The sequence below is a fragment of the Pseudozobellia sp. WGM2 genome, from assembly GCF_017810075.1.
Lineage (GTDB): Bacteria > Bacteroidota > Bacteroidia > Flavobacteriales > Flavobacteriaceae > JADNYK01.
Map to the genome: position 1 here is coordinate 159,449 of NZ_JADNYK010000007.1, position 16,194 is coordinate 175,642.

General features: G+C 40.8%; 11 protein-coding genes. 1 reads left to right on the plus strand and 10 read right to left on the minus strand.

All coding sequences use genetic code 11. From position 1 onward, the window contains the following. Positions 1 to 5 precede the first annotated feature (5 nt). Together IV512_RS15970 and ruvB are read right to left on the minus strand one after the other, a co-directional pair. Complete coding sequence (locus IV512_RS15970) at positions 6 to 1,340, minus strand: cytochrome P450 (RefSeq protein WP_209405144.1); 1,335 nt, start codon at positions 1,338 to 1,340, stop codon at positions 6 to 8. 32 nt (positions 1,341 to 1,372) lie between these two features. Next, positions 1,373 to 2,395, minus strand: a complete 1,023-nt coding sequence (gene ruvB, locus IV512_RS15975) for a Holliday junction branch migration DNA helicase RuvB (RefSeq protein WP_209405146.1) — start codon at positions 2,393 to 2,395, stop codon at positions 1,373 to 1,375. A 130-nt stretch (positions 2,396 to 2,525) separates the two neighbouring features. On the opposite strand from ruvB, the gene IV512_RS15980 reads away from it, so the two are divergent. After that, the gene (locus IV512_RS15980; RefSeq protein ID WP_209405148.1) at positions 2,526 to 4,790 is read left to right on the plus strand and encodes an acyl-CoA dehydrogenase; all 2,265 of its coding nucleotides are present in this window, start codon (positions 2,526 to 2,528) and stop codon (positions 4,788 to 4,790) included. A gap of 10 nt (positions 4,791 to 4,800) precedes the next feature. Here the strand turns inward: IV512_RS15980 and IV512_RS15985 are convergent, their stop codons facing one another. From IV512_RS15985 to IV512_RS16020, 8 genes are all read right to left on the minus strand, one after another. After that, positions 4,801 to 5,622, minus strand: coding sequence for a GIN domain-containing protein (locus tag IV512_RS15985; RefSeq protein ID WP_209405150.1), 822 nt, complete (start codon positions 5,620 to 5,622; stop codon positions 4,801 to 4,803). Positions 5,623 to 5,766: 144 nt separating this feature from the next. Then, positions 5,767 to 7,599 (minus strand): cbb3-type cytochrome c oxidase subunit I, encoded by a 1,833-nt coding sequence (locus IV512_RS15990; RefSeq protein WP_209405152.1) that lies wholly within the window; start codon positions 7,597 to 7,599, stop codon positions 5,767 to 5,769. Between the two features lie 69 nt (positions 7,600 to 7,668). Further along, complete coding sequence (locus IV512_RS15995; protein WP_209405154.1) at positions 7,669 to 8,757, minus strand: cytochrome c oxidase subunit II; 1,089 nt, start codon at positions 8,755 to 8,757, stop codon at positions 7,669 to 7,671. A 31-nt stretch (positions 8,758 to 8,788) separates the two neighbouring features. Further along, positions 8,789 to 10,123 carry a quinol:cytochrome C oxidoreductase gene (locus IV512_RS16000; RefSeq protein WP_209405156.1) on the minus strand — a complete coding sequence of 445 codons (1,335 nt, stop codon included), beginning with the start codon at positions 10,121 to 10,123 and terminating at the stop codon, positions 8,789 to 8,791. Positions 10,124 to 10,139: 16 nt separating this feature from the next. Beyond that, complete coding sequence (locus tag IV512_RS16005) at positions 10,140 to 10,703, minus strand: cytochrome c (RefSeq protein WP_209405158.1); 564 nt, start codon at positions 10,701 to 10,703, stop codon at positions 10,140 to 10,142. Position 10,704: 1 nt separating this feature from the next. Then, positions 10,705 to 11,235 (minus strand): DUF3341 domain-containing protein, encoded by a 531-nt coding sequence (locus IV512_RS16010; protein ID WP_209405160.1) that lies wholly within the window; start codon positions 11,233 to 11,235, stop codon positions 10,705 to 10,707. A 2-nt stretch (positions 11,236 to 11,237) separates the two neighbouring features. Next, complete coding sequence (gene nrfD / locus IV512_RS16015; RefSeq protein WP_209405162.1) at positions 11,238 to 12,986, minus strand: NrfD/PsrC family molybdoenzyme membrane anchor subunit; 1,749 nt, start codon at positions 12,984 to 12,986, stop codon at positions 11,238 to 11,240. A 34-nt stretch (positions 12,987 to 13,020) separates the two neighbouring features. Next, on the minus strand, positions 13,021 to 16,188 hold the full coding sequence (locus tag IV512_RS16020) for a TAT-variant-translocated molybdopterin oxidoreductase (RefSeq protein ID WP_209405164.1): 3,168 nt from the start codon (positions 16,186 to 16,188) through the stop codon (positions 13,021 to 13,023). Positions 16,189 to 16,194: the final 6 nt, after the last annotated feature.

Consider the following 16,194-nt stretch of genomic DNA (forward strand, 5'->3'; position numbering starts at 1 on the left):
TTAACCTATCTCAGTTCAAATCTAAGAGGAACCTCTTTAGGTTTCAACGAAATTAAAGGATTAATCTCTACGTTATCAATTTCAGTCGTCACCCTATACTTCTTGAATATTGAAGCAACCACCATAATCATTTCGAACATAGCGAAATTATTACCGACACACATTCTCGGGCCCGCCCCAAAGGGGTAATAGCAATTCGAATAGTCCTTTCTATTCGACACCCCAAAACGCATAGGTTGAAACTCTTCAGAATTCTTCCAAAAATCTTTATGGCGATGTAGTTCATACACACTCATGAGCCAGACCGTACCCTTCTCAAACTCGTGCCCGCCTATAGCATCATTCGCCAGACTTACCCTGTCAATTACATAAACAGGTGGGTAGAGCCGCATTGCTTCCTCGATACATTGCTTAGTAAAGTTCAAGTTATTTAAGACCGACATCAAATCGCCATCAAAATCAAAATGTTTTACCTCTTCAAACAACTGGTTTTGAATCTTCGGATTCTTGGCCAAAAGAAACAGACTAAAACTCAATGCATTTGCGGTAGTTTCATGCCCCGCAGTGAATAGAATCATTACCTCGTCAATGAGTTGCTTACGAGACATACCCGAACCATCTTCGTATTTTGCTCTTAACAGCATATCTAGCAAGTCGTCTTTCTCTTCAGATGAATCTATACGGTCTTGAATAATACTGTTTAACAACTCCCTAGCATCTTCAGATAGGTTCAAATGCTTTTTAACTTGACCAGATAGCTGAAACCACCATTTTTTAAAGGGCTGCCTCATTTCTTTTATGAGCATTCTCTGGTTGGTCTCGGTTATGTGCTGCAATTTGACCATTCGATTTCTTAAATCATCTGCACTAAACAAAGCTTGTGCAACTACTTGAAAAGCAATATCTCCCATTAACGGAAAAATATCAAAGCTGCTTTCAGGCTCAATGCGATTTAACTCATCGGTAATACTTTTGTACATTATGCCCAAAAGACCTTGTAACTTCGTTTTATGAAAAGCGGGCTGGACCATTCGGCGGTGTGTTCGCCAAAAATCACCATTAGTAGTCAGTAGTCCCTGCCCAATATACTTGGCCAAATCTTTCGTTTGAAGCGACGATTTATAATAATTTTTATGGTTCTTTTGAAGAATATGCTTTATCGTTTCGGCATCCCTTGTAAAAACAACCTTATTACCAATTCCGATATTTACTAAAAAAGTGTCTCCGTGTTTTTCAAAATTTTCTTGGTGGAAGGGTAACGGGTTTTGTAGAATTCGTTTTCGATTCTTGAAGACCTCAAATTTTGAAACCGTAACCAAAGGTCTTTTCTTTCCTTCCATTAACTAACATAATCAAATTTTGAAATTTTAGGTTAGAACAACCCCTGCTGATTACCGGGTTGGGTCTTACCCAAATGCTTATACGCAAGCTCGGTCACCTCACGACCCCGTGGCGTGCGCATAATAAAACCTTGCTGAATCAAAAATGGTTCATAAACTTCTTCGATAGTCTCCGCACTTTCTGAAACTGCCGTTGCCAAAGTGGTTATCCCCACAGGGCCACCCTTAAATTTATCAATAATTGTCGTCAGTATCTTATTATCCATTTCATCTAGACCATGCGCATCAACATTCAAGGCCTGTAAACTAAATTTTGAGATTTCAATATCGATGTTACCGTTACCTTTTATCTGGGCAAAATCACGAACACGACGCAATAGCGCATTACAGATACGAGGCGTTCCGCGACTACGACCCGCAATCTCAATGGAAGCCTCATTACTAATCGGAACGTTTAGAATATCAGAGCTTCGTTGAACGATGGTGGAAAGCAACTCGGTGTCATAATATTGTAACCGGCTTGAAATACCGAACCTAGCCCTCATGGGTGCCGTCAGTAAACCGGAACGTGTGGTCGCGCCAATTAACGTGAACGGATTAAGATTAATTTGAACCGACCTCGCGTTCGGCCCGGTCTCGATCATAATATCTATTTTGTAATCTTCCATCGCCGAGTAGAGATACTCTTCGACTATAGGGCTCAATCTATGTATTTCATCAATAAACAATACATCGCGTTCATCAAGATTGGTCAACAGGCCGGCCAAGTCTCCTGGCTTATCTAAAACAGGACCCGAGGTAACTTTGATGCCTACACCTAGCTCATTCGCCAAAATATGCGCCAATGTAGTTTTGCCTAGACCTGGCGGGCCATGAAAAAGCGTATGATCTAAGGCCTCTCCTCTTTGATTGGCAGCCTGAACAAATATTTTAAGATTTTCAAGCACTTGTTGTTGCCCTGTAAAATCATCAAATGATATAGGCCGCAATGCCTTTTCGATATCAATTTCCTCTGAGGAAAAATTATCTCCTGTGGGGTCTAAATTCTCGTTCATACAAGAACAAAGATAGGGGAAAGCGAGCACAGTTTATTCGACCTACTATATGAATTCAAAGTGTGGACTTCTACCGACCACCTAAAAATTCTAATACTTGAAATTTGTCAAAAAATCGTAATTTCATTTTATGCAAAAAAATACATACTCCGCTCAACTATTACAATATATTCCCTTTTTCTATGTCATTTGGTCTGACAACTTGGTGACCGAATCTGAAATAAATGTGGTTCAAAACACTTTAAAAGCAGATACCACCCTATCGCCCGATCAAAGAAAAGAACTTCTCAATTGGCTAAACCCGGAGAACCCCCCGACTGAAAGTCAAATGAAAAACTGGAAACAATTGATATCGAGCTCCCAAGTTAAATTAGTTGAAAGCCTCAACTTTCCCCTAGCGACTTTTAGTCAACAGGTGGTTTGCCATTACTACGATGAATGTCCGTTTAACGAGAGCCTAAAACATATTGAGATTAACTTGGGCATACAACCCAACCATTACAACCATCTTTTTGATGTGGAAGTTGACCATGAAAGCACTTCTAACTATTACAATGCCAATGAAATCGATACTATTTTAAAAGGCAAACACGCCAAACTAATCAATGAATTTAGAAGCACTCTTGACGACCCTATTTTTGAATGGGACATTCATAGAACAAAAGAAGATTTCAGGGAGGTTGTTTTAAATCAGGTGAAATTTTTGGCAGATAAAGGCTATGGCGCTTTAGCCTACCCTGAAGCCTATGGAGGGGCAAACGACATGCAAGGCTATGCCCATATGTTTGAAAATATGATGTATGTTGATGGTAGCCTTACCATAAAATTCGGTGTGCAGTTCGGACTTTTTGGCGGCAGTATTCAAAAACTGGGAACCAAAAAACATCATGATCAGTTTTTGTCAGAAACCGGCAGAACTGAACTCCTAGGGTGCTTTGCCATGACCGAAACCGGTCACGGGTCTAATGTTCGAGGCATCAAGACTACAGCCACCTACGCCCCCTCTACGGACACTATAATTATTCACACCCCCGGAAAAAATGATAATAAGGAATATATCGGTAATGCCCTTCATTCGAAAATGGCTTCTGTTTTTGCCCAACTTATTGTCAACGGAAAGAATGAAGGTGTACACGCGATTCTTGTTCCTCTAAGAAACGAAAAGCACGAACTACTACCAGGAATTCAGGTTGAAGATAACGGTTATAAACTCGGACTTAATGGAGTTGATAACGGAAAAATATGGTTCAATCAAGTTTCGGTTCCCAGAGTGAACCTATTAAACAAGTACGGAGAAATAAAAGCGGATGGCTCTTACCATTCCGAAATTAAAAACCCGAACAAAAGATTTTTCACCATGCTGGGGACACTAGTGGGTGGCCGTATTTGTGTAGCTAGAGCCGGACTAGGAGGTGCAAAATTCGCATTGACCGTGGCAATAAAACATGCTCTAAAAAGAAGGCAATTTAATGACAGCATTAAAGTTCAGGAAGATTTATTAATGGATTACCCCTCACATCAATTACGATTGACACCATTGGTGGCCAGTGCCTATGTCTACCATTTTGCATTGGACAATATGATGGAAACATATTGTGATGAAAGCCAGCCCGATAAACGAATAGTTGAAACTCAAGTAGCTGGTCTGAAGTCGCTGATTACATGGTACGCCAACGATACGATTCAAGAATGCCGAGAAGCTTGCGGTGGCAAAGGCTACCTTTTAGAGAACAGAATAGCAGACCTGAAAGGCGATGTTGATATTTTCACCACATTTGAAGGCGACAACACTGTACTCTTGTTGCTAGCTGCAAAAGGCGTGCTATCCGATTTTAAAGCAGAGTTCAATAGCGCAGGATTCACTTCAGTACTTAAAATATTGGGGATGCAGCTTAACAATACGCTCACGACCATCAATCCTGTCTATTCGAATAAGGTCGACAAAGAACATCTTTACAATCCTAAATTTCACAAGCATGCCTTCAATTACCGTACAAGAAGATTGACCTACACTTTAGCGATGCGCATACGTGATTATATCAAACAGGGCATGCCTTCTTATCAGGCCTTTTTAAAGGTACAGACCCATTTATTGGCCTTGGGCAAGGCTTATAGCGTTGAGCTCGCATACAACACCTTCTCTGACTTTGTAGAGCATATGTCGGAAGACAAGAATAGGGCACTGTTCGAAAAACTAGGAACACTTTATGCCCTTTCTGAAATAAGAAAAGATGCGGAATGGTTTCTCGAACAAGGATATTTAGGGGGCACAAAATCAAAGGCGATAAGACAAAGAGTGGAACGTTTGTGTACCGAACTGCGCCCGCATATCAATGTTCTAGTTGACGGTTTTGGCATTTCTGATCATTGTATGAGCGCCCCTATCGCCAATTGACCGATTAGCATTATTTCTCCTTATGAAGTTCAGGTGTACCCTCAAATTGATGTATGGTAATTTGGGGGTTTCCGTATATATGAGTTTCCGAAGAACCTGTTGAGCTCAATTCAAGAGTCTCTAGAGCATATACGTCTCCCTTTGAAGAATCTTCAGCAGTCAGATAAACCTTGTGGGTCTCTAACTTTTGACCTTTAAAACTCGAGCCCTCAAAAAGGTTGGCATGAAGCTCATCAGCCGTACCTTCCATCTTGACCGAGGCGTTTTTGTACATTTTGACATTGTTAACCGTTCCAACAGTATAGATGCGCACATCTATTCTATCCTTTAAAACAAAATTGAGTTCACCTCCGCTTAAATTAAAATCTCCAGAACTATTGCCTTCCATATTTACACTGATTAAATCAGCGTCGGCATTCAGCTGTAGTTTGGCCGAATCATAGGTGTTTACATGAAGCTCATCCGTGTTTATAACTCCATCCATATTAACACGCCCATCATAAAGTGTAATTGCATTTAAATAATTATAGTGTACGGTGATGTCAAGTTTCTTCTTACTCGTAATATTATAGAATGAACTTATGACTAAAATACTATCTTGAACACTGAATTTGAGAACATCGATAAGATTATCATCGGCAGTAATCGAAAAACCCTCTTCAGCACTATTTTGCAAGTTGATTTCCAAATCATCCTTCAATTCAATTGCATTAAAGGCCGGGAGACTCTCTTGATAGTCTACTACACTTTTGTTTCCTTTGATTTTCGGCTTTCGTTGAGCCGTTACTTGACAGCAACAAGCGAACACTATCAATAGTACTATATATCTCATAAATTAATTCTTTAGTATCTAAACAGGGTTACCCCGGCCATTCAAGAGTTAAACCATAACTCTTACTAGGTGACCCATAACTAATATATCAAAAAAAATGCCCAACTATAAAAGCCGGGCATTTTTATTTGAGTTAGTTTATTTTTAATGTTGTAATTCTACCTCGTCTTTTTGAAGAGGAACCGATTGAGGCACGAAGTCTTGTCCCGGAATTATATACTCTCCGTTCTCATCGACCTTACTATAATCATAAGCCCATCTATGTACTTCCGGTATGGGACCATCCCAGTTACCGTGAATGTGTTTGTTTTCAGTAGTCCATTCCAAGGTGTTGGATTTCCAAGGATTCTTAGGACCAACCTTACCGTAAAAGACACTGTGAATAAAGTTGTAAACGAATAGCAATTGTGCCGCTCCCGCAATTAAAGCAAATACGGTCATCAATACCTGAACATCTGCCAGTTCGTCGAACATTGGAAAAGCGGTGTTCTCATAATATCTTCTTGGCACACCGGCCATACCCACAAAGTGCATCGGAAAGAACACTCCGTAAGCGCATACTGCGGTAACCCAAAAATGAACATAACCTAAATTCTTGTTCATCAATTTGCCTTCGAACATTTTAGGGAACCAGTGATATACACCGGCGAACATACCGTACAATGCCGAAATACCCATCACCAAGTGAAAGTGAGCCACAACAAAATAGGTGTCATGAACATTAATATCTAAAGTACTGTCACCAAGAATAATACCTGTCAAACCACCCGTGATAAAGGTAGAAACAAGTCCGATAGAGAAAAGCATCGCAGGGTTGAGCTGTAAATTACCTTTCCATAAAGTGGTGATATAATTAAAAGCTTTTACCGCAGATGGAATAGCGATCAATAAAGTCGTAAAAGTAAACACCGAACCTAAAAATGGGTTCATACCTGAGATAAACATGTGGTGACCCCAAACAATGGTTGACAAGAATGCAATTGCCAATATGGATGCAATCATTGCGCGATAACCAAAAATCGGTTTTCTAGCGTTGGTAGACATTATCTCTGAGGTAATACCTAATGCCGGAAGAAGTACTATATAAACCTCTGGGTGACCTAAGAACCAAAACAAGTGCTCAAACAAAACAGGTGACCCCCCTTGATGATGTAATACTTCACCTTGGATGAAAATATCGGACAAGAAGAAGGATGTACCAAAACTTCTATCCATAATCAATAATAATGCAGCCGAAAGCAATACCGGGAAAGATATAATACCAATGATGGCAGTAACGAAGAATGCCCAAATAGTAAGTGGCAATCTTGTCATCGACATACCTTTAGTTCGTAAGTTAATCACCGTAACCACGTAATTAAGCGAACCTAAAAGTGAGGAAGCAATAAATATCGCCATGGAAACCAACCAGAGCGTCATACCCATTCCAGAGCCCGATTGTGCCATAGGAAGGGCACTTAACGGAGGATAGATCGTCCAACCAGCTGCGGCAGGTCCTGCTTCAACAAACAATGACCCCAACATAATCACACAGGAAACAAAGAACATCCAGAAAGAAAGCATGTTCATAAAACCTGATGCCATATCACGTGCACCTATCTGAAGGGGTATCAATAAATTACTAAAAGTACCACTCAACCCTTGAGTAAGTACAAAGAATACCATAAGAGTACCGTGAATGGTTACCAATGCCAAATAGATATCGGCATCCATAACACCTTCTGGTGCCCACTTACCTAACACAGCTTCAAAAACCGAAAAAGATTCTCCCGGCCAGGCCAATTTCATACGGAACAACAATGACATGGCAATACCTATAAAGCCCATAACCAATACACCAGTAATAAAATACTGCTTGGCTATCATTTTATGATCCTGACTAAATATGTACTTGGTTACAAAAGTTTCTTTGTGATGATGGTGCCCATGGTCATCATGTGCATGGTCATCTACGTGTTCATGTGCTGTAACAGACATAATTCTCTTATTGTTTAATTTTTTTAATAGCTTTCTTTAGCTGTAGGTCAGCTTAAATATACTTAATACTTACTGTATCGTGTTCATTGCGGTTTCACTCGCGTCTTGCTTAAGCACACTTTCGGCAAAAGTTTTTTGCCCTTCAAGCCATGCTTCATACTCCTCTTCAGTCTCTACCACAATTTTCATTTGCATATTGTAATGAGACTTACCGCATATTTTGTTACAAAGTAAAATATAGTCAAACTCCCATGGGTCGGCATTATCTTCTCCGTTAGCCGCCCTTTCCGCACGAATTTCATTAGTGCGCTTTACCTTATCACGAACATCGGAATTTTGACGCATTTCCTCTGTTGTATAAATAGGTGTGAAAGAGAACTCTGTAATCATACCTGGTACGCAGTTCATTTGCGCTCTGAAGTGAGGCATGTAAGCGGAATGCAATACGTCTTGAGAACGCATTTTAAAATTCACTTTTCTACCGACGGGTAAATGTAATTCTTTAACAATAATATCATCAGCTGCATAGGTATCGGACTCGTCTAAACCCAGAACATTGGCTTTATTGATATCGATCATTCTAACATTGGCATCACCAAGTACATTATCGGCTCCACCGTATCTGGCCGTCCAGGCAAATTGTTGAGCGTAAAGCTCGACCATAATCGGGTCATCTTCATCGTTGACATCCATAATCGTGGTCCAAGTATAAAGACCCCAAAGGATCAAACCTGCTAATACAACTACGGGAATAATAGTCCAAATGAACTCTAAACGGTCGTTATCAGCGTAAAACAAGGCTTTCTGACCTTTACGACCGTGGTACTTGTAACCAAAATAATGTAATAAAGCCTGAGTAAGCGTCTGAACTATAAAAATAATTACGAAAGACACCAACATAAGGTAATCGTATTCTTCACCGTGGGCGGAAGCCGCTTCTGGCAACAAGAACTTTGAGTATTTCCAAAAACTGAAAATGGTAATACCGTAAATAAATATCAAGAAGGCGAACAAGAGATAACCGTTCGTCTTGTTATCTGAATCGTTTGCAATCTGGGAAGTTTCGGCTTTCAATTGAGACAATTCAAAAATCTTGGTCATTTGCCAGATTGCAATTGCCACCAAAATCAAAACCGCTAAAATCAATACTGTAGTCATCGTACGCTACTGTTATACGTTAAAATTACTTCTAATAATGAAAGTGCCTGCTTTCTTCGATAAACGGATTTCGCTTAGGCTGTAACGGTGCTGTAGCCAAGGCCTTGAACACCCAAAAAATAAACAAACCTGCAAAGAAAAGTACCGCTCCGATCTCAGGAATACCTATAGACCATTGGTCACCGACCGTAGATGGCATAATCATATTGAAAATATCTAAATAGTGGCCCACAAGAATAACGATACCCGCCAATACCACGAACCAATTGATACGCTTATAATCACTATTCATCAATAACAATACAGGAAACAAGAAGTTCATCGCAACCATACCGAAGAAAGGCAATCTATAATCAGCTATTCGTGTTACGTAATAGGTAACTTCTTCAGGTATATTCGAATACCATATCAACATGAACTGAGAGAACCAAAGGTAGGTCCAGAAAATACTGATACCGAACATGAATTTCGCCAAATCATGAATATGGCTATCATTTATATCAGGTAACAAGCCCTTAGACTTCAAGTAAATAGTTACCATTGCAATAACGGTTATACCTGAAACGAACATACTTGCGAAAACGTACCATCCAAATAATGTACTGAACCAGTGTGGATCTACGCTCATAATCCAATCCCAAGACATCATAGACTCGGTGACTAAATAGAAAACCAAGAAACCGGCAGACCATCTGAAGTTCAACTTAAAATTGGTGTCATCTTGCGCCTCGTCTTGTTGCAATGATAATTTTCTAGAGTATTCACGGTAGAATATCCATCCTCCTAAAAACAATGCTGCCCTGATCAAGAAAAATGTTGGATTAAGATACCCCACTTTACCTTGAATCAATTCATCATGAGCTACAACATCGGCATCCATCCAGATAAACAGATGATTCATATGCATTACTGAAAGTACCAAGATTACGAATACTATAATACCACCAGGAACCAGGTACGCAGTAATCCCTTCCATAACCCTGAAGAGTAATGGAGACCATCCTGCTTGAGCGGCTCTTTGAATAGCGTAGAACGCCAACACCCCCAACGCAATCATAAAGAAAAAGAAAGCACCTACGTATAAAGCGGCCCAAGGCTTATTCTGTAATTGGTGCAATAAATGTTCATCGTGCGATGAATCATGTTCTTCACCATGCGCATCTGCGGCGGCACCATGACCAGCGGCTTCACCATGACCTGCTTCGGCCCCGTGACCTCCGCCATGGCCATCATCATGACTAGCGACAATAGCCTTAGCTTCTTCAACTGTACTGGGCGCACTGATAAAACCAATAGCGATACCCAAAACACCGAGCGCCATTAAAATGAACGAACCTATTTTTAATCTGTTTGAAAACGTATACATATCGTCTCTCTAGGTATTATTTCGTTAATTCTCCTTTCAATTGCATTACATACTCAGAAACCTGCCACATTTCTTCGGTATTCATTTGCGACGCATATGAACCCATTGAATTAAGACCGTACTGAATTGTATGCATGGTAGTACCCACCGTCACATTTCTAGCAACATCATCATAACTAGGCACCCCTAAAATTTTCTCTCTCTTTACTAAAGTACCTTGACCGTCACCTTTATCACCGTGACAAATTGCACAATAGATTGTATATAACTGACCTCCTTGGGCCAAGTTATCTTCACTGTTCAACGGATCGAGAGGACTAGTGTTCAATCGCGCCAGTTCTTTACCTTCGATAGTGTTCTCAAAAGGATAAGGCATCCAACCTCTTGGAATTGTGTTGTCGGCAGGCAACATCGCTTCTTGACTATTTGGAAGAAATTCTACTTTACCATACGCTTCATACCCCACCGGCTCGTACATGTTTGGCATATACTGATAGTTTGGCTCATCTTTATCTCCCCAGCAAGACACCAACAAGAACAAACTTGCGAAAGCAACTGCTATTTTACTAAAACTGTTCATATTAATGACTGTTTTTTTCCATTACGTTTATCTCTACCGCACCAGAATCCATCAACAACTCCGTTAACTCTTTCTCATCACCGTGAACCTCAATTTCCATTAAAAAATGATCATCAGTAGTTCTTACATCAGGATTCTCCGCTTCTTTAAATGGCCATAAGCGACTTCTCATATAGAAGGTAATAACCATCAAGTGAGCTGCAAAGAATACCGTTAGTTCGAACATAATCGGAACGAATGCAGGCATATTCTCTAAATAACTGAAACTTGGTTTACCCCCAATATCTTGAGGCCAATCTTCGATCATAATGTAGTTCATCATAGTAATGGCTACCGTAAGACCTACACAGCCGTACATAAAAGCCGTTATAGCAAGTCTTGTAGGAGCAAGTCCCATAGCCTTGTCCAAACCGTGAACCGGAAAAGGACAATAGACCTCTTCGATGTGATGCTTCGCTGCTTTTACCTTTTTTACCGCATGCATCAGCACATCATCATCGTTGTAATATGCATGTATCATTTTAGATGCCATAGCTATTTCTTATTGTTTAACAATATTGCCTGACCGGCCCAATCATCACGTTGCGCCCTACCTGGGAACGACCCCGTGATGGAATCTAATAAATCGTATTCTCTTTCGGTCATTCTACCAACTTGGGCAAACGTAAATATACCAATCTCATTAAGGGTAGATTCCATTTGCGGGCCTATACCTTTAATCTTTTTTAGATCATCAGCTGTTTCAGTTGTAGAATCGAACGTACCGATTGAACTCAACAAGTCGTTCACTCCGGTTTTATCACCTACCGCAGGTACCACCTCGCCCATAAGAACATCATCGGTAATGGGTTCAGATTTTAAACCTGTAGTTTGCATTCTTTCAATCTTGTACAAAGGCTTACCGGCATCTCGTAGTTTCTTATATCGATCACCAGATGATTTCAAGATTGATTTTACCTCTGCCTGAGCAATAACCGGGAAGGTTCTTGCATACAAGAGAAATAATACAAAGAAGAATCCTATTGTGCCCACGAATATCCCAATATCAACAAATGTTGGCGAAAACATCGTCCAAGAAGATGGAAGATAATCTCTATGCAACGACGTCACGATAATCACGAAACGCTCGAACCACATACCTATATTCACTACAATAGAGATAAAGAATGAAAATAGGATACTCGTTCTAAGTTTTTTGAACCACATGAACTGAGGCGAGAACACATTACAAGTCATCATCGACCAGTACGCCCACCAATAAGGTCCTGTAGCTCTGTTCAAGAATGCATACTGTTCATATTCTACCCCAGAATACCAGGCTACGAACAATTCAGTGATATAAGCACAACCTACGATGGAACCTGTAATCATAATTACAATGTTCATCAGCTCTATATGCTGTACAGTGATATAGGCTTCTAAATGACATACTTTACGCATGATAATCAAAAGCGTGTTCACCATTGCAAAACCAGAGAATATCGCACCAGCAACAAAGTACGGTGGAAATATAGTGGTATGCCATCCAGGTATTACCGAAGTAGCAAAGTCAAATGATACTATCGTATGTACAGAAAGTACAAGTGGTGTAGCCAAACCGGCCAAAACCAAAGACACTTCTTCAAAACGCTGCCAATCTTTGGCACGCCCACTCCACCCAAAACTTAATAGACTGTATATTTTTTTCTGAAAAGGAAGTACGGCACGGTCACGTATCATCGCGAAGTCAGGAAGAAGACCTGTCCACCAGAATACAAGCGAAACCGACAAATAAGTAGAAATCGCAAATACATCCCAAAGCAACGGTGAGTTAAAGTTCACCCATAAAGAACCGAATTGGTTTGGAATTGGCAACACCCAATATGCCAACCATGGGCGGCCCATGTGAATAATCGGAAACAGACCCGCTTGAACCACCGAGAAAATGGTCATCGCCTCAGCAGAACGGTTAATCGCCATTCTCCATTTTTGACGAAACAATAGTAGTACCGCCGATATCAAAGTACCGGCATGACCGATACCTACCCACCAAACAAAGTTGGTAATATCCCAAGCCCAGTTTACGGTCTTGTTCAAACCCCAAGTACCGATACCGGTAGAAATAGTATAGATAATGCAACCTATACCCCATAAGAATGCCACTAAGGCTATAGAAAAAACAATCCACCAGTGCTTATTGGCCCTTCCTTCAACAGGAGCGGCAATATCCACGCTTACATCATGGTAGCCTTTATCCCCGATCACTAAGGGTTTACGTATAGGTGCTTCGTAATGCGACGCCATATAATTCTGTTATAGTTGTTTACTTAAATACAGGTTATGCTTCGTTTGTATTTCTCACTTTTACATGGTAGAACACATTTGGTTGTGTGCCTACATGCTCTAATAAGTGATACATACGGTCACTTTCGGCCAACTCTGAAACTTGACTTTCTTTATCGTTAACATCTCCGAAAACAATGGCACCACTGCTACAAGCCGCAGAACATGCCGTTTGAAATTCTCCGTCTTCGATTACCCTACCATCACGTTTAGCATCAAGAATCGTTTTCTGTGTCATTTGAATACACATCGAACACTTCTCGATTACACCACGAGAACGAACATTTACATCTGGGTTCAATACCATTTTACCCAAATCATTGTTCATATGGAAATCGAACTCATCGTTGTTGTTATATAAGAACCAGTTGAAACGACGTACTTTGTACGGGCAGTTATTTGCACAATAACGTGTACCTACACAACGGTTATACGCCATATGGTTTTGACCTTGACGGCTATGTGAAGTAGCTGCAACCGGACAAACTGTTTCACAGGGTGCATGATTACAATGCTGGCACATTACTGGCTGAAAAGCCACTTGTGGGTTCGCAGATGGATCTTCTAACTGACCAAAACCTCCTAAAGAACCATTATCCCCGCTAAGACCATCAAAACCATCTTTCTTTAGATTGTCACCTTCGAAAGTTTCTTCTGAAGAATAATACCTATCGATACGCAACCAATGCATATCCCTACTTTTTCTAACCTCTTCCTTACCTACTACAGGAACATTATTCTCTGCGTGACAAGCAATAACACAAGCACCACAACCCGTACAGGCATTAAGATCGATAGACATATTAAAATGATGCCCTATGGAACGGTCAAAACTATCCCACAAATCTACAGAAGTAGCAGGAACCTCTTGGTGATCCAAAGATACTTGAGGAACATGGTTCCACTCTGCATGATCTTTGGTATTGAATATCTCAAGAGTGGTCTCTTTTATAATATCACCCCTACCCATCAAAGTTTTGTGCAACTGAATACATGCAAATTCGTGTGTACCAGAGGCCTTTTCGATAGTAGCAGCTTGAGTATTTTTAAAATCTTGGTATAAAGGATAAGCATTTACCCCAGTCTGCATTTCTGATTTCATGCCCACTTTCCTTCCATAACCGAAAGAAAGTCCGGCCGAACCGATTGCCTGACCTGGCTGTATAATAACTGGAACATTGTTCAATGTGACGCCGTTAACAGTAATATTCACATAACTACCATCAAGACCACCGTTGGCTACGTGATAATTCTCCAACCCTAACCTTTCAGCATCCGCTTTGGAAACGGTCACATAGTTATCCCAAGAAACCCTAGTAATCGGATCAGGAAACTCTTGCAACCATGGGTTACTTGCCTGTTGACCTGCACCCATACCCGTTTTAGGGTATAGAGTCAACTCCATTCCACCTCCACTGGTTGAGTTTGTTAAACTGCTTATAGCGCTAGCCATGGAGATAGCACCAACATTGCTTACAGCTTCCGCTTGGGAAGAAGCATCTTGACCCTCCTTATCACTTTCCTCGGACACCACATTTTCGGGGTCTGCATCCGTCGTCACCGACATTACAGCAGAACCACCAGCGAATACACCATCGTGAAGGGCTTTGTTCCAATCTCCACCATTAAGTATATCAGTGCTCCAAGTTTCTTTTATATAATCGTAATAGCTTTTATCCGAACCTAACCACTTCAATAAAGCATTTTGAAACTGTCGTGTATCAAAAAGCTCTCTAATAGTAGGCTGCATCAAGCTAAATTGGCCCTTTTTAATTTGAAGATCGCCCCAAGATTCCAAATAATGGTTCGAAGCGGCGGTATATTGAGACACCTCAGTGGTTTCATTCCAATTAGTTGAAAATGTAACTGAAAGTCCAACTTTTTCGATTCCAGACTTGAACTCAGCTGCATTGGGAAGCGTATACATAGGGTTCACACCATCCATGATCAAAGCCCCTACTTTTCCAGAATTCATATCGGCTATCAAAGCCTTCACAGCCTCGGCATTGCCCTGTCTCACATAACGAGGAGACTCTGAATCAAAAGCAGCACTGCCCAACATTTCATTAATGGCCAACACCACTGTCTGCGCATTAATGTCATCAAGACCGGTAACCACCACCGCATTACTACGATTACTTTTTATTTGAGCGGCAACATTATCAATTGCCATTTGAACATTCTCCGAAAGCTCACCACCAACACTGGTTCCGTTAAGCTTAGCATACAATTGAGCTAAGGCAATCTTCTGTTGCATTGGGGTCAAAGGAATACGCTTATCCGCATTTGCACCAGAAAGAGACATATTAGCCTCAAACTGTACATGACGAGACATTTTACCTTCTTTAGGAATACGACCTTTTGCATAACCTGAGTCATAACCTCCGCCTTGCCAATCTCCCAAGAAATCAGCGCCAAAAGAAACAATCAGACCCGCCTTTTCAAAATCATAATCGGCTAAGGCACGCTCACCATATTTAGCTTCAAAAGCATCAAGTGCGGCATTTTCAGAAACAGCATCATAAACCACATGGTTTACGTTGCCATAAGTAGACTTCAACTCACTGATTAATCGAGTAGTCGAAGGGCTAGCGTAAGACTGCGTCAACAAAGCGATTTGTTGTCCGGAGTTTTGTAAGCTTCCCATTTTTGCCTTAACAGCAGCATCCATGGCGCTCCATTCAATCGGTTCACCATTAGCCAAAGGACCTTGCAAACGAGTACTATCATACAAAGAAAGCACAGAAGCCTGCACCCTGGCATTGGCACTACCACCAACTTGAGCGTCTTTATTGTTTTCCACCTTGATTGGTCGACCTTCTCGGGTCTTAATCAAAATGCTAGCAAAATCAAAACCATCTGCAATCGAAGTAGCATAATAATTAGCCACCCCAGGTATAATGTTTTCTGGCTGAACTACATAAGGTATAGACTTATGAACCGGACCTTCACATGCTGCCAACGAAGCCGCTGCAGTACTAAAACCAACATACTTAAGAAAATCTCTTCTATTCGTAGTTGTTTCGGACAACTTCTCTTTATCACCCAAGAAATCATCAACGGGAATATCTTCTACAAACTCGTTTTGCCTTAGCGTCTCAACAATGGAATCGTTGGGATTTAACTCCGCTTCGTTCTTCCAATATTTTTTGTTTGATGCCATACGTTT